The 21068-nt window shown below is 64.9% G+C and carries 18 protein-coding genes and 2 pseudogenes; 8 read left to right on the forward strand and 12 right to left on the reverse strand.

The genetic code is table 11. The features are described from left to right. Positions 1-78: 78 nt before the first annotated feature. From ACVWY3_RS27225 to ACVWY3_RS27240, 4 genes are all read left to right on the forward strand, one after another. Entirely contained in the window at positions 79-1227 is a 1149-nt protein-coding gene (locus tag ACVWY3_RS27225) for an alpha/beta fold hydrolase (RefSeq protein ID WP_456841209.1), read from the forward strand. A gap of 66 nt (positions 1228-1293) precedes the next feature. After that, positions 1294-2265 (forward strand): iron exporter MbfA, encoded by a 972-nt coding sequence (gene mbfA / locus ACVWY3_RS27230; RefSeq protein WP_456841210.1) that lies wholly within the window; start codon positions 1294-1296, stop codon positions 2263-2265. 225 nt (positions 2266-2490) lie between these two features. After that, the gene (locus tag ACVWY3_RS27235; RefSeq protein ID WP_456841211.1) at positions 2491-3966 is read left to right on the forward strand and encodes an amidase; all 1476 of its coding nucleotides are present in this window, start codon (positions 2491-2493) and stop codon (positions 3964-3966) included. 134 nt (positions 3967-4100) lie between these two features. Then, complete coding sequence (locus ACVWY3_RS27240) at positions 4101-4454, forward strand: nuclear transport factor 2 family protein (RefSeq protein WP_456841212.1); 354 nt, start codon at positions 4101-4103, stop codon at positions 4452-4454. A gap of 176 nt (positions 4455-4630) precedes the next feature. Here the strand turns inward: ACVWY3_RS27240 and ACVWY3_RS27245 are convergent, their stop codons facing one another. Both ACVWY3_RS27245 and ACVWY3_RS27250 read right to left on the reverse strand, forming a co-directional pair. Then, positions 4631-5719 carry a Zn-dependent alcohol dehydrogenase gene (locus ACVWY3_RS27245; RefSeq protein ID WP_456841213.1) on the reverse strand — a complete coding sequence of 363 codons (1089 nt, stop codon included), beginning with the start codon at positions 5717-5719 and terminating at the stop codon, positions 4631-4633. A 77-nt stretch (positions 5720-5796) separates the two neighbouring features. After that, positions 5797-7581 carry an acyl-CoA dehydrogenase family protein gene (locus tag ACVWY3_RS27250; RefSeq protein ID WP_456841214.1) on the reverse strand — a complete coding sequence of 595 codons (1785 nt, stop codon included), beginning with the start codon at positions 7579-7581 and terminating at the stop codon, positions 5797-5799. 246 nt (positions 7582-7827) lie between these two features. Here ACVWY3_RS27250 and ACVWY3_RS27255 point away from each other — a divergent pair, with 246 nt between their 5' ends. Both ACVWY3_RS27255 and ACVWY3_RS27260 read left to right on the forward strand, forming a co-directional pair. Next, positions 7828-8529, forward strand: a complete 702-nt coding sequence (locus ACVWY3_RS27255; RefSeq protein WP_456841215.1) for an SDR family NAD(P)-dependent oxidoreductase — start codon at positions 7828-7830, stop codon at positions 8527-8529. Between the two features lie 133 nt (positions 8530-8662). After that, on the forward strand, positions 8663-9493 hold the full coding sequence (locus tag ACVWY3_RS27260; RefSeq protein ID WP_456841216.1) for an enoyl-CoA hydratase: 831 nt from the start codon (positions 8663-8665) through the stop codon (positions 9491-9493). Positions 9494-9606: 113 nt separating this feature from the next. On the opposite strand, the gene ACVWY3_RS27265 is transcribed toward ACVWY3_RS27260, so the two are convergent. Then, positions 9607-10230: an N-acetyltransferase family protein gene (locus tag ACVWY3_RS27265; RefSeq protein ID WP_456841217.1), complete on the reverse strand. Its 624-nt coding sequence runs from the start codon at positions 10228-10230 to the stop codon at positions 9607-9609. A 68-nt stretch (positions 10231-10298) separates the two neighbouring features. Then, complete coding sequence (locus ACVWY3_RS27270) at positions 10299-10502, reverse strand: DUF1127 domain-containing protein (RefSeq protein ID WP_456841218.1); 204 nt, start codon at positions 10500-10502, stop codon at positions 10299-10301. Between the two features lie 110 nt (positions 10503-10612). Between ACVWY3_RS27270 and ACVWY3_RS27275 the strand changes: the two genes are divergently transcribed. Then, entirely contained in the window at positions 10613-11512 is a 900-nt protein-coding gene (locus ACVWY3_RS27275; RefSeq protein WP_456841219.1) for a transcriptional regulator GcvA, read from the forward strand. A 215-nt stretch (positions 11513-11727) separates the two neighbouring features. Here the strand turns inward: ACVWY3_RS27275 and ACVWY3_RS27280 are convergent, their stop codons facing one another. From ACVWY3_RS27280 to ACVWY3_RS27290, 3 genes are read right to left on the reverse strand one after another with little or no spacing between them, the layout of a single operon-like run. Beyond that, positions 11728-12141 carry a Rieske (2Fe-2S) protein gene (locus ACVWY3_RS27280; protein WP_456841220.1) on the reverse strand — a complete coding sequence of 138 codons (414 nt, stop codon included), beginning with the start codon at positions 12139-12141 and terminating at the stop codon, positions 11728-11730. 49 nt (positions 12142-12190) lie between these two features. Continuing rightward, entirely contained in the window at positions 12191-13303 is a 1113-nt protein-coding gene (locus ACVWY3_RS27285; protein ID WP_456841221.1) for an amidohydrolase family protein, read from the reverse strand. 25 nt (positions 13304-13328) lie between these two features. Next, the gene (locus tag ACVWY3_RS27290) at positions 13329-14387 is read right to left on the reverse strand and encodes an amidohydrolase family protein (RefSeq protein WP_456841222.1); all 1059 of its coding nucleotides are present in this window, start codon (positions 14385-14387) and stop codon (positions 13329-13331) included. A gap of 143 nt (positions 14388-14530) precedes the next feature. On the opposite strand from ACVWY3_RS27290, the pseudogene ACVWY3_RS27295 reads away from it, so the two are divergent. After that, positions 14531-15014 (forward strand): annotated as a pseudogene (locus ACVWY3_RS27295) (CinA family protein). A gap of 149 nt (positions 15015-15163) precedes the next feature. Here ACVWY3_RS27295 and ACVWY3_RS27300 read toward each other — a convergent pair. The 5 genes and pseudogenes from ACVWY3_RS27300 to ACVWY3_RS27320 form a co-directional block, all read right to left on the reverse strand. Further along, positions 15164-15439, reverse strand: a complete 276-nt coding sequence (locus ACVWY3_RS27300) for a DUF1488 family protein (RefSeq protein ID WP_456841223.1) — start codon at positions 15437-15439, stop codon at positions 15164-15166. 106 nt (positions 15440-15545) lie between these two features. Further along, positions 15546-16160 carry a tetratricopeptide repeat protein gene (locus tag ACVWY3_RS27305; protein ID WP_456841224.1) on the reverse strand — a complete coding sequence of 205 codons (615 nt, stop codon included), beginning with the start codon at positions 16158-16160 and terminating at the stop codon, positions 15546-15548. A gap of 121 nt (positions 16161-16281) precedes the next feature. Next, positions 16282-17751, reverse strand: a complete 1470-nt coding sequence (locus tag ACVWY3_RS27310; RefSeq protein ID WP_456841225.1) for an AMP nucleosidase — start codon at positions 17749-17751, stop codon at positions 16282-16284. Between the two features lie 159 nt (positions 17752-17910). Then, on the reverse strand, positions 17911-19245 hold the full coding sequence (locus ACVWY3_RS27315; protein ID WP_456841226.1) for an HlyD family type I secretion periplasmic adaptor subunit: 1335 nt from the start codon (positions 19243-19245) through the stop codon (positions 17911-17913). Continuing rightward, positions 19242-20988, reverse strand: a pseudogene (locus ACVWY3_RS27320) (type I secretion system permease/ATPase). Before ACVWY3_RS27320 ends, ACVWY3_RS27315 begins: the two are co-directional and overlap by 4 nt. Positions 20989-21068 lie beyond the last annotated feature (80 nt).

The following is a 21068-nucleotide window of genomic DNA, read 5'->3' on the forward strand; positions in this document are numbered from 1 at the left end:
CGTGGATGGCCGGGCATAGGCGAGCGGAAGCGACGCCGCCCTTCGGACGGCTATGCCCGGCAATGACGAGGAAACACCATGCCCGATCTCCCCGACATTCGTCTGCCCGCCGGAATCCGCTCGCGTTATGTCGACGGCATCAACGGCTTGCGCATGCATGTGCTGGAAGCCGGCTTCGAGACCAAGGGGCGGCCCTGCATCCTTTTGCTGCACGGCTTCCCGGAGCTCGCCTTCTCCTGGCGCAAGGTGATGCCGGTGCTGGCTGCCGCGGGTTATCACGTGCTCGCACCGGATCAGCGCGGCTATGGCCGCACCACCGGGTGGACCGCGGACTATGATGGCGACCTCACGCCGTTCTCGCTGCTCAACCTCGTGCGCGATGTGCTCGCCCTGGCATCGGCGTTCGGCTACAGGCAGGTCGATCTTGCCGGCCATGATTTCGGCAGCCCGGTCGCGGCGTGGTGCGCGCTGATCCGGCCCGACGTGTTTCGATCGGTGACACTGATGAGTGCGCCGTTCGGCGGCGCGCCGACATTGCCGTTCGATACGGTCGATGGTCCGGCAAAACCTGACATGGAAGATCCCGTGCATCGCGAGCTCGCCGCATTGCCCCGCCCGCGCAAGCATTATCAATGGTACTATTCGACACGGCGCGCGAACGACGACATGCTGCACGCGGTGCAAGGTGTGCATGATTTCCTGCGCGCCTATTATCACCACAAGAGTGCGGACTGGACCGACAACAAGCCCTATCCGCTGCAATCGTGGTCGGCGAATGAACTGGCGAAGCTGCCGACCTACTATGTAATGGATCTGAACGAGACCATGGCCGAGACGGTCGCGAAAGAGATGCCCTCGCCGGCCGCGATCGCCGCCAACCGATGGCTGCCGGACAGCGATCTTGCTTACTACAGCGCCGAATACGGCCGCACCGGATTCCAGGGCGGGCTGCAGTGGTATCGCTACGGCACGTCAGGCATGCTCAATAACGAGATGCGGCTGTTTGCCGGCCGCAGCATCGACGTGCCCTCCTGCTTCATCTCCGGCAAGCAGGATTGGGGCACCTATCAACGCCCGGGCGTGTTCGAGGCGATGCAGGGCCAGAGCTGCACCAGGATGCTCGGCTGCCATCTCGTCGAGGGCGCCGGCCACTGGGTGCAGCAGGAGCAGCCCGCCGAGGTCAGCCGGCTGCTGCTCGACTTCCTCGCAAAGGCCCACATGGCCTGATTTGACCGGCGAACTGCGCCGCCCTATATAGTTTAGAATCGTTCTAAACTAGATAGCAGGGCCGCCGTGAAGACTTTTGCCGATCTGACCGAGCGCGAGGTGCTTGCGGTCGCGATCTCCTCCGAGGAGGAGGACAGCCGCATCTACATGACCTTCGCCGAAGATTTGCGCGAGCGCTACCCGGACACGGCCAAAATCTTCGAGGAGATGGCCGAGGAAGAGCGCGGCCACCGGCACCGGCTGCTCAAGCTTTATGAGGAGCGGTTCGGCCCGCATCTGCCGCCGATCCGCCGCGAGGACGTCAAAGGCTTTCTGCGCCGGCGCCCGATCTGGCTGACCAAGAACCTGCCGCTCGACACGATCCGCAAGGAGGTCGAGACCATGGAGCTCGAGGCCGAGCGCTTCTACGCGCGCGCCGCCGAGCAGGCCGAGGATGTCGGCGTGCGCCGCCTGCTTGGCGACCTTGCAGAAGAAGAGAAGCACCACGAGAACCGCGCGGTGGCGCTGACCGACGAGATCCTGAAGCCCGACGTGCGCGCAGAGGAAGACCGCACGCGGCGGCGGATGTTCGTGCTGCAATATGTGCAGCCCGGCCTTGCCGGCCTGATGGACGGCTCGGTCTCGACGCTGGCGCCGCTGTTCGCGGCCGCTTTCGCCACGCACCAGAACTGGCAGACGTTTCTCGTCGGCCTCGCCGCCTCGATCGGCGCCGGCATCAGCATGGGCTTTGCGGAGGCGCTGTCCGACGACGGCTCGCTGACGGGGCGCGGCTCGCCCTGGCTGCGCGGCATCACCTGCGGCGCAATGACCACGCTCGGCGGGCTCGGCCACACCGCGCCCTATCTCGTGCCCGACGGCTGGCCCAACGCGTTCTGGATCGCGACCGCGATCGCCTGCGTCGTCGTGTTCTTCGAGCTATGGGCGATCGCCTTCATCCGCGCGCGCTACATGGACACGCCGTTCCTCCAGGCCGTATTCCAGATCGTGCTCGGCGGCGCCATCGTGCTCGCGGTGGGGATCCTCATCGGGGCGGCGTAGGTCGCCTCGCAGCGGTGTCATCGCCGGCCTTCTGCGCAAGCGCACTGGGGCGGGCGGGCCAGTACGCCGCGGCGTGTCGGGTCAATCACAACCGTCCCGGAGTACTTCATCGCCCGGTCGAGCCGGGCGATGACAGCTGGTGACATATCAATCGCCATCAAACGGCGGTTGCAGCCTTCGGCCAAACTGCGCATCATCTCATCGGTGAAATCGCAGGAGCATGCCGTGGCCAAATCGGAATGGAGCTACAAGAGTGCGGTCGAGCTGTCGGCCGCATTGACCGCAAAGAAAGTCTCCGCGGTCGAGCTCACAGAGGATGCGATCGGGCGCATCGAACGGCATGACGGCAAGATCAACGCGATCTGTGTGCGGGACTTTGATCGCGCGCTGAGCGCCGCGCGCGAGGCGGACGCCGCATTGGCCCGCGGCGAGCGTAAGCCTTTGCTCGGCCTGCCCATGACAGTGAAGGAATCCTACAACGTCGCCGGCCTGCCGACGACCTGGGGCATTCCCGCGCACGAGGATTTCATCGCCAGGGAAGATGCGCTGCCGGTCACGCGCGTGAAGGACGCCGGCACCATCATAATCGGCAAGACCAACGTGCCGCTCGGGCTCACCGACTGGCAGAGCTACAACGACATCTACGGCACCACCAACAACCCCTACGATCTCGGCCGCACGCCGGGCGGCTCCTCCGGCGGTTCGTCGGCCGCGCTCGCCGCGGGGTATGGCCCGTTGTCGATCGGCTCCGACATCGGCGGCTCGCTGCGCGTGCCGGCGTTCCATTGCGGCATCTACGCGCACAAGCCGACCTTCAATCTCGTCGCGATGCGTGGCCACACGCCGCCGCCGCTGCCGCCGCTGCCGTTCGAGCGCGACCTGTCGGTGATCGGGCCGATGGCGCGCAGCGCCGTCGACCTGTCGCTCGTACTCGACGTGATGGCCGGGCCGGATCCGATCGACGCCGGCATCGCTTACCGGCTCGAATTGCCGCCCGCGCGACATACGTCATTCAGGGATTTCCGCGTGCTGGTGATCGACACCGATCCGGTGCTGCCGACCGATACGAACGTTCGCGGCGCCATCAACCGGCTGGCCGACAATCTCGCCAAATCAGGCGTGAAGATCGCACGCAGCAGTCCGCTGCTGCCGGACTTCGCCGCGTCCTCGCGGCTCTATATGCGGATGTTGATGTCGATCCTGGGAGCGAGCTTCGCGCCCGACATCTATGCCGGCGCCAAGGCGGCCGCGGCTGCGCTGCCGGAAAGCGACAATAGCCTTGCCGCCGAACGCCTGCGCGGCATCGCGCTCAGCCATCGCGACTGGCAGGCGGCGAATGCCGGCCGCACCCGCCTGCGTGCGCAATGGCGCGAGCTGTTCAAGTCCTTCGACGCGGTGATCTGCCCAGTGATGCCGACGGCCGCCTATCCGCACGACCATTTGCCGGACCAGGAACAGCGTCGGATCAAGATCGACGGCAAGGAGCACGTCTATACCGACCAGCTCGCCTGGCCCGGCATCGCGACGCTGCCCGGGCTGCCCTCCACTGCTATCCCCACAGGCTTTGCGCCGGACGGGCTGCCGATCGGCGTGCAGATCGTCGGTCCGTGGCTGGACGACCGTACGCCGCTCAAGCTGGCTGAACTGATCGAGCGCGAATTCGGCGGGTTCGTGCCGCCGCCTTTGTTCAACGACAAGTGAGACCCTCATCCTGAGGAGGCCGCATCGCGCCCGTCTCGAAGGATGAAGGCCGAGACGTAGCAGCGGGTCTTCATGGTTCGAGACGGCGCTTGAGCGCCTCGCCACCTTGAGGGGCAACATGGGAGTGAAACGTCATGAGCCAGGACCTCGAGCAGCTCACCGCACTCAATCGCGACTACGTCGCCTCCGTGCAAAACTGCGACGTCAAGCGCTTCAACGAAATCCTGGCGCCGGAATTCTATTGCTCCAATCCCGACAAGACGCTGGTCGACCGCGCCGCCTTCCTGGAGCAGACCGCGGGGCCGATCGCGATTCGCAATCTGCATGCCTACGACGTTATGATCCGCATCATGGGCGACTTCGCCATCATCCACGCAGCGACGAGCTACACCACGGCGGACGGCCAGCAGGCGACCGGGCGGTACACCGATTGCTGGGCCAAACAGAATGGCACGTGGCTCGCGGTGTCCGCACACGTCTCGCGGTGAGGCGGGCACATCGGGCGTCGCCTCTCCGCTGTCATGCCCGGCGAAGGCGGCGGCATCCAGGACGCCGCGGCAGCAGTTCGTTCGCACCACTCCAGCCGCGGAGTACTGGATCGTCCGGTCGAGCCGGGCGATGACACCGGTATCGGAGTGACACTGGCGAGCGCCAGCTTCAACGCTCAGCTATCAAACACGATCACGCTGCGCAGCGTCTTGCCGGCTTTCATGTTGGCAAAGCCCTCGTTGATCTCGGAGAGCTTCAGCTTGGCGGAGATCCAGTCTTCGAGGTGCAGCCGGCCGCGCAGGTAAAAATCGACGAGGCGCGGCATGTCGAGGCGGAAATGGTTGGAGCCCATCGAGGAGCCCTGGATCCGGCGCTCCCTGAGGAAATCGAAACCGTGCAGCTCGATCTTCTGGCCGAACGGGATCATGCCGACGATGGTGGCGGTGCCGCCCGCGGCGAGCATGGCGAAGGCCTGCTCTGCGGTTTCCTTGCGGCCGAGCACCTCGAAGGAATGCTGGACGCCGCCATTGGTGAGATCGCGCACCTGCTTGACGACATCGCCATCCGCCGGGTTGATGATGTCGGTCGCCCCCAGCTTGGTCGCGAGCTGGAGCTTTGCGGGATTGGTGTCGATGGCGATGATGCGACCCGCACCGGCAATCTGCGCGCCGTTGATTGCGGCCATGCCGACGCCGCCGCAGCCAATCACGGCCACGGTCTCGCCGGCCGTCACCTTCGCCGTGTTCACCACCGCGCCGTAGCCGGTGATGACGCCGCAGCCGATCAGCGCGGCGAGATCGAGCGGCATGTCCTTGCGGATCTTCACGATGGCGTTCTCGTGCACCAGCATCTGCTCGGCGAAGGAGGAGAGATTGAGGAATTGGTGCAGCTTCTCCGGCTTCGACCATTGCATGCGGTTGGAGACGCCCGGCAGCATCTTCACCGTCGCGTCGGTGCAGAGCACGGTGCGACCCGTGGTGCAATTGTCGCAGGTGCCGCAGAACACGGACAGGCACGTGACGACGTGATCGCCCGGCTTCACATAGGTGACGTCGGAGCCGACCTGCTCGACGACGCCAGCGGACTCGTGGCCGAGTACCGCCGGCAGCGGATGCGGATAGAGGCCTTCCATGAAGTGCAAATCAGAATGGCAGAGGCCGGCGACCGCGGTGCGGATCAGGACCTCGCGCGGGCCGGGCTTCGGCAGGCTGACATCCTCGATGACCAGGGGCTTGTTGACTTCATAGAGGACGGCGGCCTTCATCGGTGTTTCCTCGTTGTTATTTTTTCGTTGAGCGGTCGACTCTTCACCTCTCCCTATGGGAGAGGTGAAAGGAGAGCCTACGCTGCCAGAACGAGTTCGCCAACCTCGCTCATGCCGGCATCGCGATCACTCAGCAGCAGCGCTGCGATCTTCGCCTGCGCCGCATTTTCCGTCAGCCGGAACGGATCGCTGGGAGTCACGCGATGGTCGATGACGAGGCGCGACAGCAGCAACCGGCGCGCATCGCCGCGCATTGCGTGGATGCGGTGCGCCTCCCAGGCGAGCGCGACGGCGCTGGCGACGTGATAGAGCAAGCTGGTGGCGCGCCGCGCGTCGGCCTCGTTCTCCGACTTGCCCGCGACCTCGCGTGCGAAGCCGACCGCGCGATCAACCAAGCCGCGCAGATTGTCGCACCAGGCCTGCGGCACCGAGGCGCTGTCGTCGAGGCGGGCATGAAGATCGGCGGCGAGCGCGGATTCAGCGCCGTGCCGACCCACCGCGCGCCGGAGCGCGTCGATGGCGACGATGTTGCCGGTGCCTTCCCAGACCGAGCCGAGATGGGCATCGCGCAAAAGGCGCGGCGTGACGAATTCCTCGATATAGCCGATGCCACCGCGCATCTCGAGCGCATCGCCGCAGACCTTGCGCGCATCGCGCGTCGCGCGGAATTTCAAGGTTGGCGTCAGGATGCGCAACAGGGCCGCGGCATCCTGGCTACCCGCTTCGGCGCGGTCGAGCGCGTCGGCGGTGAGAAAGCTCATCGACAGCGCCTGCTCCACCGAGAGCATGATCTTCAGCACCTGCCGGCGTCCCAGCGGCAGGTCGATGATGCGATTGCCGAACACCACACGGTTCTTCGCCACCGTCATGGCGTCATGATAGGCGCGGCGCATCAGCGCGGCGGATTTGACGCCGTTGGAGAGCCGCGAGGAGTTCACCATCTCGGCCATCTGCACGAAGCCACGGTCGAGCTTGCCGACGGCATAGGCGATCGCGCCTTCGAGCTTGATCTCCCCCGAAGCCATCGAACGCGTGCCGAGTTTGTCCTTCAGGCGCACGATCCGATAATGGTTCTGCGAACCATCGTCGAGGAAGCGCGGCATCAGGAACAGGCCGACACCGCGTGTGCCGGGACCGGCGCCTTCGGGACGCGCCAAGAGCATCACGACTTTGGCATCGGCATTCGAGCAGAACCATTTCTCGCCATAGAGGCGCCAATGGTCGCTCTCTTGCACGGCGCGCGTGGTCAGCGTGCCAACGTCGGAGCCGCCTTCCTTCTCGGTCATGAACTGGCCGCCCTGCGTCAGCTTGCTCATGTCGGTCGAGGTCAGGCCGTCGAGATATTTTGCTTTCAGCGCCTCGTCGCCGAAATTCGAAAGCAGCTTGGCGCAGCCGTCGGTGACGTTGATCGGGCAACCCATGCCGAATTCGGTCTGGTTGAACAGGAAGGTGAAGGCATGCTTGGCCACGACAGGATATTTGTCCGGCCAGCCCATGATGCCCTTGCGGATCGAGAGCGCATGGATGCCGAATTCGCCGAACGCGGCGTTCTCCAGCTCGCGATAGGCCGGGTGATATTCGATCCATTGAACGTCGCGGCCGAACTTGTCGCGCTGGTGCAGCACGGGCGTGTGCCGGTCGGCCAGCCGCGCGCATTCGTCGAGACGGCCGCCGGCAAGTTCGCCGAGGCGGTCGAGATGCGGCTCGATGTGGCGGAACAGATTGTCCGGCAGATGGATGCGCAACAGATCCGTCAGCGCGGGATCGGCACGGTAGAAATTCATGCCCGTGGTATCGGGCGCCAGCAGACCCGATGGCTCGGCCGCGACATCTTTCGGCTGCGCTGTGACCGGCTTGTGCATGCTCGTCCTCTTCGTTTCCGCCCGGCGGCAATTCTTAACGCTTGCCGCTTTGGATGATGTCGATCATGCTCCCATCGCAAAGACGGATAAAGCCGCAAATTGTCAGGGAGGCATGATCGCCGTGAAGGAGCAATTCGCTCTGCGGAATTGTGATCAGCCCGACCGGCGCTCCGGCTGGTTGTCCGCACGAACCATGCATAGATCAGCGGCTTCCCGTCCCCGCGAGATCACGCCAGAGATCACACCATGGAACACCCGAAATACAGGATCGCCCTCATCGTCGGCGCCGGAGAAGGCCTGAGCGCCTCGCTGGCGCGGTTGCTCTCCAAGCAGGGCATCCGCGTCGCGCTGGCCGCGCGCAAGATCGAGAAGCTGGGCGCGCTCTGCACCGAGACCGGCGCGAAGGCCTATGCCTGCAACGCGACCGAGGCCGACGAAGTCGAGCGCCTGTTCGGCCTGGTCGAGCGCGAGATCGGCACGCCCGATCTCGTCGTCTACAACGCCAGCGGCCGCTCGCGCGGTCCGTTCGTCGATCTCGTGCCGGCCGACGTTGCGAACGCGATCGCGGTCAGCGCCTATGGCGGCTTCCTGGTGGCGCAGCAGGCGGCGAGGCGCATGCTGCCGAACAAGCACGGCGCCATTCTGTTCACGGGCGCCTCCGCCAGCGTCAAGGGCTATGCGCAATCCGCGCCGTTCGCAATGGGCAAGTTCGCGCTGCGTGGCCTCGCGCAAAGCATGGCGCGCGAATTGTCGCCGCAAGGTATCCATGTCGCGCATTTCGTCATCGACGGCGGCATCCGCAACGCAGCGCGGACTGAGCCTGCAGACAAGCCGGATTCGATGCTCGATCCCGATGCGATCGCGGAGAGCTATTGGAACGTCTTGCAGCAACCGCGCAGCGCCTGGAGCTGGGAGATCGAGCTGCGGCCCTGGGTAGAGAAGTTTTGAGGTCAATTTGTCATTCCGGGGCGGCTCGAAGAGCCGAACTATGGTGCGCACTTGCGCACCTGAGAATCTCGAGATTCCGGGTTCGATGCTTCGCATCCCCCCGGAATGACGACGAACAAAACGGGGAGGCGACATGACCACCGAAACCACCATCGACACCGGCACCAACGAACTGCTCTGCGTCATCCGTGAAGGCGTCGCCGTCATCACGCTGAACCGTCCCGAGGCGCGTAATCCGCTGTCGGACACGCTGACGCCCGCGCTGCGGACGATGATCCGCACCTGCGGCGAAAGCCCTGACGTCGGCGTGCTGCTGCTCACCGGCGCGGGCGAGGCGTTCTGCGCCGGCGGCAACGTCAAGGGCATGGGCGCGCATCGCGACCCGAAGAAGCTGGAGATGTCGTTCGACGACAAGGTCGCCGATCTCCAGGAGCGGCAGCGGCTGCTCACGGGCGCGCTGGTCTCGGTGCGCAAGCCGACCATCGCCGCCCTGCCCGGCCCCGCGGTCGGCGCCGGTCTCGCCATCGCCATGGCCTGCGACATCCGCATCGCCGCGCAAACGGCCTTCGTCGCCACCGGCTATGCGCGTATTGCGCTCAGCGGCGACTACGGCATCGCCTGGCTCCTCACCCGCCTCGTCGGCACCGCGCGGGCGCGCGAGCTGCTGTTCACCGGCGACCGCGTCGATGCCGCGCGCTGCGAAGCGATCGGCCTCGTCAACCGCGTCGTGCCCGATGACAAGCTGCAGACTGAGGCGTTCGCGCTGGCAAAGTCCCTCGCCGAAGGCCCGCGCCTCGCGCTGCGCTACATGAAGGACAATCTCGACGAAGCCCTGCTGTTCGACTTCGAGACCGCCAGGGATCACGAGGCCGAGCGGCTGATCCGCCTGACCACGACCGCCGATCACAAGGAAGCGGTGCAGGCCTTCATCGAGAAGCGGAAAGCGGTGTTCACGGGGAAGTAGGCCTGGCTAGCTGGCGCTCGGTCGCAACCTCGACCGACTTCACCGACGACGCTGCCAAGTGAAGGCAAAAAAATGCCCGGTGCTGGCTAGGCCAGGCCGGGCTCGGAGTGGTGTCAGGCCGAGGCTGAGGGGCTACCGGCCTGACGGGAAAGGGCGGCGAGACGCCAGCTCGCGCAGGGAATGTCCTTCGGCGCGACGTTGATCTCCTTGTCGAAGCGCACCAGCTTCCAATCATCAGGATGATTGACGAAGCCGAAGCCGGATTTGCGCGCGAGCGAGATCATGGTTTCGTTGGAGCGCAGCGTATCGCCGAACATGTGCTCAGCGCCGAGCGCGGCGGCGCGGCATTCGAGATTCTTCATCAGCGCCGTGGCGACGCCATGGCCGTGCCAGCGATCATCGACCGACAGGCCGAACTCGAGCGTCGAGCTCTCGGCGTGAAAGGCGTAGCGAGCTTCGGCGACAATGGTCTCGAAACCGTCGACCATCATCGTCGCGACCACGGTGAAGCGCTCGCGCTCGCCCACCTGCAGGAAGTCGCGCAACAGCCCCTTCGGCAACTCGCTGATCGCGCCGAAGAAGCGGTTGTAACGGGAGCGGGTCGAGAGCGAGCGGAAATAGTGCTGAAGCTCCTCGGTGTCGCGCGGCTCGACGAAGCGAACGTTGAGCCGCTCACCATGCCGGGTACGCAGCACGTCGGAATATTGCTTCAGGTCTTCCAGGCCAAGGGTGCTCATGACACATGTCCAAGGTGACCAAAGGGACCGCCGGCGCCCCTGATCAGGCGGCGCCGGCCTGGCGGCCATCAGGCCCGCCAGAAGGGTTTCTCAGCCTCGAAAGCGATGTCGCTCCAGGACAGGCCAACGTCATGAAGGTCACGGGCGGTCCAGTTGGCGAGCTCGCGCCGGGTCCGATAGCGCTCGTGCCAGACGTGAAGGGTCTCACTGACCTGCTGGATCAGACCGGGTGCATGATGATTTGTCATCGAATTGTGCGTCAAAGTGGACATGTTCAGCTCCTTGAGCTAACTTGGGCGCTAGTTTCTGCCTCTTAGCGCGCTGCGACAAACGACAATTTGTACCTTTTCGCATGAAATAACGTCATGCATCCTGCTGCCAGATGACTGCCAGATTGCCCTCGCTGAACGGACTGCGGGCCTTCGAGGCCGCTGCGCGCCATCTCAGCTTCACCTTGGCGGCGGCCGAGCTGAACGTGACCCAGACCGCGATCAGTCATCAGATCCGGCGGCTCGAGGAGGAGCTCGGCATCCGCCTGTTCATCCGGCAGAACCGCGCGCTGGCGCTGACGCCGGAGGCGCGCGACTACCTGCCTGGCGTGCGTGCCGCCTTCAACGACTTGCGCCTCGCCACCGACCGCCTGCTGCGCAAGGACGACGACAAGGTGCTTACGGTCTCGACCTTGGCCTCGCTCGCCGCCAAATGGCTGCTGCCGCGGCTGACCGATTTCCAGGAGCAGCACCCCGGCATCGACGTCCGCATCACGACATCGACGAGTCTCGTCGATTTTCAGCGCGACAATGTCGATGCCGCGATCCGCTATGGCCGCGGCCAATGGCCGGGTCTGCGTGCGGACTGGCTGATGGCGGACGAGCTGTTTCCGGTGTGCAGCCCCTCGCTGCTGCGCGGCGACAAGCCGCTGCGCCAGCCGGAGGATCTGCGCAACCATCCGCTGCTGCACACCTCCAACGCCAACAGCGACGACTGGCGGCTGTGGCTGACGGCGGCGGGCCTGCCGGCCGACATCGCGCGGCAGCCCGGCATCACCTTCGACATGATCTTCATGACCATCCAGGCTGCGATCGATGGCATCGGGGTTGCGATGGGGCGGACCTCCTACGTGCAGGACGACATCGCCAAGGGCCGGCTCGTCGTCCCCTTCAAGATCGCGCTGCCGGCCGACGCCGGCTTCTACCTGGTCGCGCCGGAGGGCGGCCGCGAGGCGCCGAAGCTGACTGCCTTCCGCCAATGGCTGGTCGCTGCAACGCAAAATAAAGTCTGAAAAATCATCAGCTTCCGCGGCAAATTCAATTGACTGTGCTCGGCATCATCGCCGCGCTGATCGTCTATCGCGGGCGGCGACAAGGCGGTGCCGACATATGATCCGGTGGCGGGGGCTTTGATGGCGGGTCGTTCCGGGGCGATGCGAAGCATCGAACCCGGAACCTCGGGATTCCGGGTTCGGTCCTGCGAACCGCCCCGGAATGACAGTGAGAGCTACAACTCCACCACCACGTAGTCGCTCTCGACTTTGACCGGAATCGTCTCCACCACGTACGGCCCCTTCACCACGCTCGCGCCTGGCTCGACATGGGCCGGATAGCTCTTCACGCGGAAGCGGCGGGGATCGCAATAGGACTGGCCGGTGCGGATGTCGAACTCCCAGCCATGCCAGGGGCAGCGGATGATCTCGCCGAGCTTGGTGTATTCGATCTCGCCGGGATCTTTGGACTGCGCGAGGCCGATCAGCGGCCCTTCGCACAGCGCTGCGCCCTGATGCGGGCAGCGGTTCATCAGGCCGAAATACTCGCCCTTGATGTTGAAGACCGCGATCGGCCGACCATCGATCTCCAGAAATTTTCGCGTGCCGGGCGGAAGCTCATCGACCGCGGCGATCACATGCCGCGCCATTATGTCTTCCGCATGATCTGATCGAAAAACCGCTTCACACTTTTTCGGATCATGCGGCGATCCCGTAGAGCTTCTTAGCATTACCGAAATAGAACGCCTCGCGATTGGCTTCGCTCACGCCCGCCGGCAGCACCCGCGACGGCTCGTCATAGTCCCAATGCGGATAGTCGGTCGCAAACAGCAGCCGGTCCCAGCCGATCCATTTGATGACGTCGAACAGATCCTCGCGCCGCTCCGGATCCTCCATCGGCTGCGTCGTCCACCACACCTGCTCGCGGATATATTCCGACGGCGGCCGCTTCACATGCGGCACCTCGCCGCGCAGGCGCTGCCAGGCCTTGTCGAGCCGCCACGCCAGCGACGGCGCCCAGCCGAAGCCGGCCTCGATCATCACCATCTTCAATTTCGGGAAGCGCTCGAACACGCCTTCGAGCACGAGGCTCGCCAGCGCCGATTGCTGGCACTGCGAGTGGCCGACCATCTCCTCGATGTAATAAGACGGCCAGCCGGACGGCGTGATCGGGTTGCCGCCGAAGCCGAAGGCGTGCACGCCGACGGGAAGGCCGGCCTCTTCCGCGGCCTGATAGATCGGCCAATAGCGGCGCTGGCCGAGCGGCTCGACGTTGCGGCTCAGCAGCAGCACCTGCACGAAATTCTTGTCGCCGGCGCGCTCGCGGATCTCGGCGGCGGCCGACAGGCCGTCCTCATTGCCGACGACGATGGACGCCTTCAGCCGCTTGTCCTTGCTGGTCCATTTGTCGATCTGCCAGTCGTTGATCGCCGAGCACAGCGCAGCCGACAGCTCGTGATTGCGGATGCCCTGCCCGGTGTTGAGCGGATTGAGCACGCCGAGCTGGACATTGTTGGGATCGAGCAGCTGCTTTTGCATGAAGGAGAGCGACGAGCCCTGCGGGCCGCCTTCCGGCGGATAGGCGTCGCGGCGCGAGGCGTTGGGCTGGGCCTTCGGATAGGGCGGGCCTTCCATCATGCCCTGATAGGCATGGACGCCGTAGATTTCGAGATGATGCTGCCAGCGTTTGGCGAGATAGGGATAGAGCTCGGTGCGGGTGGCGCGGGCCGGATGGATGTCACAGTCCGCGATCGCGGATTTCGTTGTCAGGGGGGAAGCGGCTTCTTGGCTCTCGCGGAACTGGATATTCATCGCCTTGCCTCCTATGGCAGCGGGCTCAGGTCAGGCGGGGAAAAGTTGCATACGGATTGTCGATCATAATCTTGTGCACGAGATCGGGGGAAAGACCCTCGGGCAGCGCGTCCTGGCCGTCGAACTGCCAGTGCGGATAGTCCGTGGAGAATAGGACCAATTCGTCGGACTGCATATGATCAAACAGGCGAATTAATGTCTCAGGTTCCGGCGGCGCATCAAAAGGCTGTAACGAGAAGCGGATGTTGCTGCGCACAATCTCCGATGGCGCGCGATCGACCCAGGGCGTCTCCATTCGCACCCCGCGCCAGAACTTGTGCAGGCGCCAGAGATAGGGCGCGATCCAGGAGATCCCGGATTCCAGCATCACCATTTTCAGCCGCGGATACTTTGCGAACACGCCTTCGACAATCAGGCTGGTGAGCTGGGTCTGGAATGCCTGGGCCTGACCGACATAGTCTTCGATGTGATAGGACCCCCAGCCCACCGCCGTCGGCGGATTGTGATAGGCGGAACCGGCGTGAATGCCGATGGCAAGTTCCAGCCGCTCAGCGACCTCGTAGATCGGCCACAGCGCGCGCTTGCCGAGCGGGGTGTCGCCCATCACGAGCATCAGCACCTGCACGAAGCGCTTGTCGGGCGCGCAGCGCTCGATCTCGGCGACTGATTTCTCGATGCTTTGCGTCGGGATCACGATCGCGCCGCGCAGCCGCGAATCGCGATCGAGCCACTCTTTGACGAGCCAATCGTTCAGCGCGCGGCAGAAGGCGGCCTGCATGTCCTCGGAAAACACCATCTGCACGCCATAGAGCGGATTGCAGATCGCGAGCTTGAGCTGGAAGGGATCGAGCACATGGCGCTGCATGTCGTCCAGGCTCTCACCCGGTTTTCCCTTCTCAGGTCGCCAATCGGGCCGCCCCACGATCGGCGAGTTCTTCGGGTAGGATTGCGAGACGAGATCGACCATGCCGCGCGTCGTCACCTGATCGCGCCAATAGTCGTTCAGGTACGGCAGTAGGCTGGTCAGATGCGGCACGGCCGGATGCACATCGCAATCCACCCCGCCGGCGATCAGGGACGTCATGACGTCTCCCTTCTCACGTTTCCTCGTCTTCTCTCTTCTGTCTGCCATTCAAGCAGGCCTGCCCGCCGCCCGCAACTCGGCCAAGGCTTCTGTCATATGCTAGGAAGGCTGGGCTCAGTTGCGAAGGCATAAGGGGTATTGGGATGAAAGAGCTCGTCGGCATTGCGGAACAAGTCGCGGCCAAACTGATCGCGTGCAAACAGACCATTGCGGTCGCCGAATCCTCCGCCGGCGGCCTGATCGCGGCGAGCCTGCTCGCGGTGCCCGGCGCCTCCGCCTATTTCCTCGGTGGCGCCGTGGTCTACACCCGCGATGCGAGGCGCGTGCTGATGGATATTTCGGATGAGGGAATGAAGGGCTTTCGTTCCTCGTCGGAGCCCTACGCAAAGCTGCTCGCCGAACGGATGCGCAGTCGCTTCAACTCCGACTGGGGCCTCTCCGAGACCGGCGCAGCCGGCCCTACCCGGCAACCGCTACGGCGACGCCGCCGGCCATAGCTGCATGGCGGTCGCCGGACCTGCGGCCGAGGTAATGACGCTGGAAACTAATAGCAACGACCGGTTTGCGAACATGCAAGTATTCGCTGCGACGGCGCTGCAGTTGTTGCTGAGAAAGCTGGGGGAGTAAGTCGCTGAACCATGTGAGCGAGTCGGGCACAGTCTCACGCGAAGGCGGGCGATCCAGTACTCCGCAGCGCCTGTGATGGAATCGATAGGCCTCGGAGTACTGGATGCCCCGGTCAAAGCCGGGGCATGACAGCGGTGGGCGGGCAGACACTACCTCCCCAAATGCCGCATGAAAATCCGCACCACATAGCCGGGCACCCGCGGCGCTTCGTCGTAAATGTCCGACGCGATCCGCTCGATGGTGTCGCGGAGCGACAGGAACTGCGCCTGGCGCGCGCTGCTTTCGGTGCCTTGCATGCCCGCGAGCTCGTCCATCGCCGCGTCAGAGATCTGGCACTGCACGACCTCGTCGTCACGCATCATCGTGAAGCGAAAGGCCAGCCGTTCGAGATCATGGCCGATGATTCTGTCGCGCATGAGTGGCATCAAGTCGTCCCGGGTCGCGCCCCGCGCGGGACAATGCTGAAATTTTGACGACTTGTCACCTGCCCTGGAGTGGGGTTGCGCTTCGCAGCCAACCCACACCGCGCGTTCAATACACGAGCGCCGTGCCGGTCGGCTTCTCCAGCGCCGCAGCCAGGGATTTGTACTCCTCGCAATCGGTTCCGCAAATGGCAGCAATCCGGCTCAGATGATACATCGCCTGCTCGCGATTGCCCTGCTCGAGCTGCCAGAGTCCATAGTACTGCCAGGTCAGCACGTGGTTCGGGTCGGCCTTGAGCGCACGCTGGTACCAGACCTGCGACTGCTCGTAATCGCCGAGCTTGCGATAGGAGTAGCCGATGAGGTTGGCGACGTTCGGATGGTCGTCATGGCCGAGCGACCTCAATTGCGCAATCGCGGCCGCATAGTCGTTGCGCTCGTAGATGGTGTCATAGGCGACGCGATAGCCGGCCGCGAATGCGGGATCGCCGATGCTGGATTGATTGCTTGGCTTCTTGCCCTTCTGCGTTGCTCTGCTGCCGGGGCGCTTCGGATAGGTCGGCTGCGGTTTCTGATCCGAATAGGCGCCGGCGTAGGGATCGGAGGAGCTGATGCCGCCACCGCCGCCGCCACCCCCGCCTCCGCCGGCGGCCAACGCCGGCGCGTTCAACAATGCTGCCGCAAACGTACCCAGCGCGACGAGCCTGATCATCGTCGTGAACATCTCGGTCTCCAGTCCTGTTTCGAGCGGCCCCGGACGAGGTGATAACCCTGTCTCGGCAGCGATATTCCAGGGCGTCGTGCTCACGGAGACGTCAGCGTTCGTACGGCAGGTCTGTTGTCCTTTACTGGAACGCGACTTCGGCGAAGCTGCGGAGCTTTCGCGAATGCAGCCGCTCGGATTCCTGCTGCTTCAGCCGCTCCAGCGCCTTCAGGCCGATCTCGAGATGCTGGCCGACGCGGCGGCGGTAGAATTCACTGGCCATGCCGGCGAGCTTGATCTCGCCATGCAGCGGCTTGTCGGAGACACAGAGCAGCGTGCCGTAGGGGACGCGGAAGCGGTAGCCGTTGGCGGCGATCGCGGCCGATTCCATGTCGAGCGCGACCGCGCGCGATTGCGACAGGCGACGGATCACGTCGCGGCCGGAGATCTCCCAATTGCGGTTGTCGACGCTCGCCACCGTGCCGGTGCGCATCAGGCGCTTGAGCTCAAAACCTTCGAGGCCGGTGACATCCTCGACCGCTTGTTCGAGCGCGACCTGCATCTCGGCGAGTGCCGGGATCGGCACCCAGAGCGGCAACTCGCGGTCGAGCACATGGTCCTCGCGCACATAGCCATGGGCGAGCACGTAGTCGCCGAGCCGCTGCGTGTTGCGCAGGCCCGCGCAATGGCCGAGCATCAACCAGGCGTGCGGCCGCAGCACGGCGACATGGTCGGTGACATTGCGGGCGTTAGACGGGCCTGTGCCGATGTTGATCAGTGTGATGCCGCGATAGCCCGACGCGACAAGATGGAAGGCCGGCATCTGCGGCGCACGCACCGGCGCAGTTCCGCTGGTCGCACCGCCATTCTGCATGATCACATTGCCCGGCGCGACGAAGGAGTCGAGGCCCGCCTCGCCCGACTGGAGCCGTTGCTGGCAGAGCTGCGCGAAGGCATCGACATAGAACTGGTAGTTGGTGAAGATCACGAAGTTCTGGAAATGCTCGGGATCGGTGCCGGTGTAGTGATATAGCCGGCGCAGCGAGTAATCGACGCGCGCGGCGCGGAACAGCGACAGCGGCTCGGGCGCGCCGGGCTGGAGCTCGAAGGTGCCGTCGGCGATGGAATCGTCCATGGTGGCGAGATCAGGCACGTCGAACGCATCGCGCAGCGATCGCGCCACGGGCGAGTTCTCGCTGGTGGTGATAGCGGCCTCGATGTTGATGTCGCGGCGATAGGCGAAGTGGATCGGGATCGGCTCGGCGGATTCGCCGATCTCGACGGGCACGCCGTGGTTCTGGATCAAAAGTCCGATCTGCTCGGTGAGATAGGCGCGAAACAGATCCGGCCGCGTCACGCTGGTCTCGTGCACGCCGGGGCCGGCGACGAAGCCATAGGAGAGACGCGAATCCAGCCGCGCATGCGTCGCGGTGGTGACGCGGACGAAGGGATAATAGGCCCGCACCCGCGTCGTGACGGCTTCGCCATTGACGTAGGCCTCGAACCGGTCGCGCAGGAATTTTGTGTTGCGCTCGTAGATCTCTTCGAGCCGGGCGACGGCCGCAGACGCGTCGGAGAAGGATTCGGTGGCGATGGTGGGGGGAGATTGCATGGTTCGACCGCCGGGTTGCTAGTGCTCGAGTCGAACTATAGCAAAGAAGGCGGTGCCGTAGGGTGGGCAAAGCGAAAGCGTGCCCACGTCTTTCTATCGAAACGTGAAAGGTGGTGGGCACGGCGCGTTGCGCCTTTGCCCACCCTTGATCTTAGCGCGTCACTTCTCGCGGAACGCCCGCATCAGCTGATCGTGCAGCGGCTTCATCAGATAGGACAGCATGGTGCGGTCGCCGGTCTGGACGAAGGCTTCGACAGGCATGCCGGGGATCAGCTTGACGTCGCCGAGGCGGGCGACCTCTTCGGCCGGCATCGAAACGCGGATGGTGTAGTAGCTCTGGCCGGTGCGCTGGTCGGTAGTGACGTCGGGAGAGACGCGGCTGACGACGCCGTTGAGCTCCGGCGTGGTGCGCTGGTTGAAGGCGGAGAGGCGCAGCAGCGTCTTCTGGCCGATCTGGAGCTTGTCGATGTCGACCGGATTGACCTTGGCCTCGACCTGGAGATCGTCGGCCTGCGGCACGATCAGCATCAACGTGTCGCCGGCGGTGACGACGCCGCCGACGGTGTGCACCGTCGATTGCAGCACCATGCCGTCCTGCGGGGCGCGGATGTCGACACGGCGGAGCTGGTCCTCGGCGGCGACCTTGCGCTCGATCAGCTCGCCGATCTTGTCGTTGGTCTCGCGCAAATCCTTGGAGACCTCGCTCACCATGTCCTTGTCGACCTGGATGATCTGGAGCTCGGTCTCGGTGATCTTGCCCTTGGCCTGCGCCCGCGAAGCGATGTACTGCGCGCGCTCGCCATTGAGGCGGGCGCTGTCGCGCTCGAGCGTGGTCAGGCGCGAGATCTGCACCAGGCGCTTCTCGTAGAGATCGCGCACGCCGGTGAGCTCCTGCTGCACCAGGGCGATTTCCTTGTCCTTGGCTTTCTCCTGCGCCTGGAGTCCCTCGATCTCCTCGTTGAGCTGCAGGACGCGCTCGCGGAGCTGCGCCTTCTGGCCGGCGCGGCCGTTGACGCGGACGTCGAACAGCTTGGTCTCGGCGGAGAGCAGCGCCTTGACGTCGGGATCGTCGGCGCGATCGAGCAACGATTGCGGAAACTCGATCTTGTCGATGCCGCGCTGCTCGGCCTGCAGTCGCGCCGTGCGTGCCTGCGCGGCGTCCAGATTCTTGGTGACGATGGCGAGGTTCGCCTTGGTCACGGTGTCATCGAGCCGCACCACGATGTCGCCGGCCTTGACAACGTCGCCGTCGCGGGCGCGCAACTCGCCGACCACGCCGCCGGTCGGGTGCTGCACCTTCTTGACGTTGGATTCGACCACGATCTGGCCCGGCGCGATCAGCGCGCCCGAGATCAGCACCGTGGATGCCCAGCCGCCGAGGCCGAGCACGAGCACCAGCACGATGCTGAGCCCGAGGATCAGGTGGAATCTGATCGACTGCCGCACGGTGTTCGTCGCAGCGGACTTTGTCCCGCCAATGGCCATCGTGCTCATGCTTTGGCCCCACCTTCGCTGACGACCTTGATCGGTGCCGACGGCACCGCGCGCGGCTGGAGCACTTGGGCGAGCACCTGCTCCTTCGGGCCGAAAGCCTGCATGCGGCCGTCGCGCAGCACCAGGATCTGGTCGACCGCCTCGACGCCGATCGGGCGGTGCGCCACCACGATGACGATGGCACCGCGCTCGCGAGCGGCACGGATGGCGCGGGTCAGCGCCTCGTCGCCTTCGGTGTCGAGATTGGAGTTGGGCTCGTCGAGCACGACCAGGAATGGATTGCCATAGAGCGCGCGCGCCAGCGCAACGCGCTGCGCCTGGCCAGCGGACAGCGCAGCGCCCTGCTCGCCGACTTGCGTGTTGTAGCCCTCGCGCATCTTGATGATCATCTCGTGCACGCCGGCCTCCTTGGCCGCGGCGATGATGGCGTCGGACGTCGCCTCGGGATCGAACCGGCAGATGTTCTGCGCGATGGTGCCACCGAACAGCTCGACGTCCTGCGGCAGATAGCCGATGTGACGGCCGAGCGCGTCGGACGACCATTGGTCGAGCGCCGCGCCATCGAGCCGCACCTTCCCACGCACCGGCTGCCAGACGCCGACCAGGGCACGGATCAGCGAGGATTTGCCGGAGCCGCTCGGCCCGATCACGCCGAGGCCGTTACCGGCCTGGAGGGCGAAGGTGACGTCCTGCACGATCAGGCGCTGGTCGCCTGGCGGCACCATGGCAACGCCTTCGACCGAGAGGCGGCTGGTGGGCGCCTGCAGCTGGGTCGGCATCGCCTGGGCCGGCATCTGCTCGAGCAGGCGCGTGAGGCGCTGCCAGCTCTGGCGGGCCGCAACGAAGGATTTCCAGTGTGCGATGGCGAGATCGACCGGCGCGAGCGCGCGGGCCGATAGGATCGAGCCGGCGATGATGATGCCGGCGGTCGCCTCCTGGTGGATGACGAGATAGGCGCCGACCGCGAGCACGGCCGATTGCAGCATCATGCGCAGCACCTTGGCGACCGCGCCGAGCCCGCCGGCGACGTCGCTCGCGCGCTGATTGCCGGCGAGATATTTTTGGTTGGTCTCGCTCCAGCGCTGGTTCATGCGGCCGGCCATGCCCATCGACACCATGACTTCGGCATTGCGGCGGCTGGCGGCGGCGAGATCGTTGCGCTGGGCGGCGAGGCCCATCGCCTCCTTCGCCGGCTGACGGGACAGGAACTCGGTGACCAGCGTCAACCCGACCAGGATGATGGCGCCGACCAGGGCGGTGACGCCGATCATGACATGGAAGGCGAAGCAGATGGCGAGATAGAGCGGCAGCCAGGGCAGATCGAAGAACGCGCTCGGGCCCATGCCGCCGAGGAAGGAGCGGACATTGTCGAGGTCGCGCAGCGGCTGCAGGCCCTCGTTGCGGCTGCCGACCAGCAGCGGCAGGCGCACGATGGTGTCGAACACGCGCTTGTTCAGGGCCTCGTCCAGCGCGGTGCCGATCCGCCCTAGGATGCGGTTGCGGATCATGTCGAGCACGCCCTGCGCCATGTAGAGGAAGCTGGCGAGGATGATCAGGCCGACCAGGGTCGGGATGCTGCGGCTCGGCAGCACCCGGTCGTAGACCTCCAGCATGAAGATCGACCCGGTCAGATAGAGCAGGTTGATCATGCAGCTCATCAAGCCGACGCCGACGAACGCCGTGCGACACGCGCGCAAGGCGTCACCGAGTTCTGAACGGGCGGACGCCAGGTACGGCTGCCATCAGTCTGATCTCTTTCCGGGTAAGAGGGCGAAGCCCCTCATTTCACAGGTTCAGGGGTACTCGACCGGGATTAACATCGT

The sequence above is a fragment of the Bradyrhizobium sp. USDA 4486 genome (assembly GCF_054057995.1).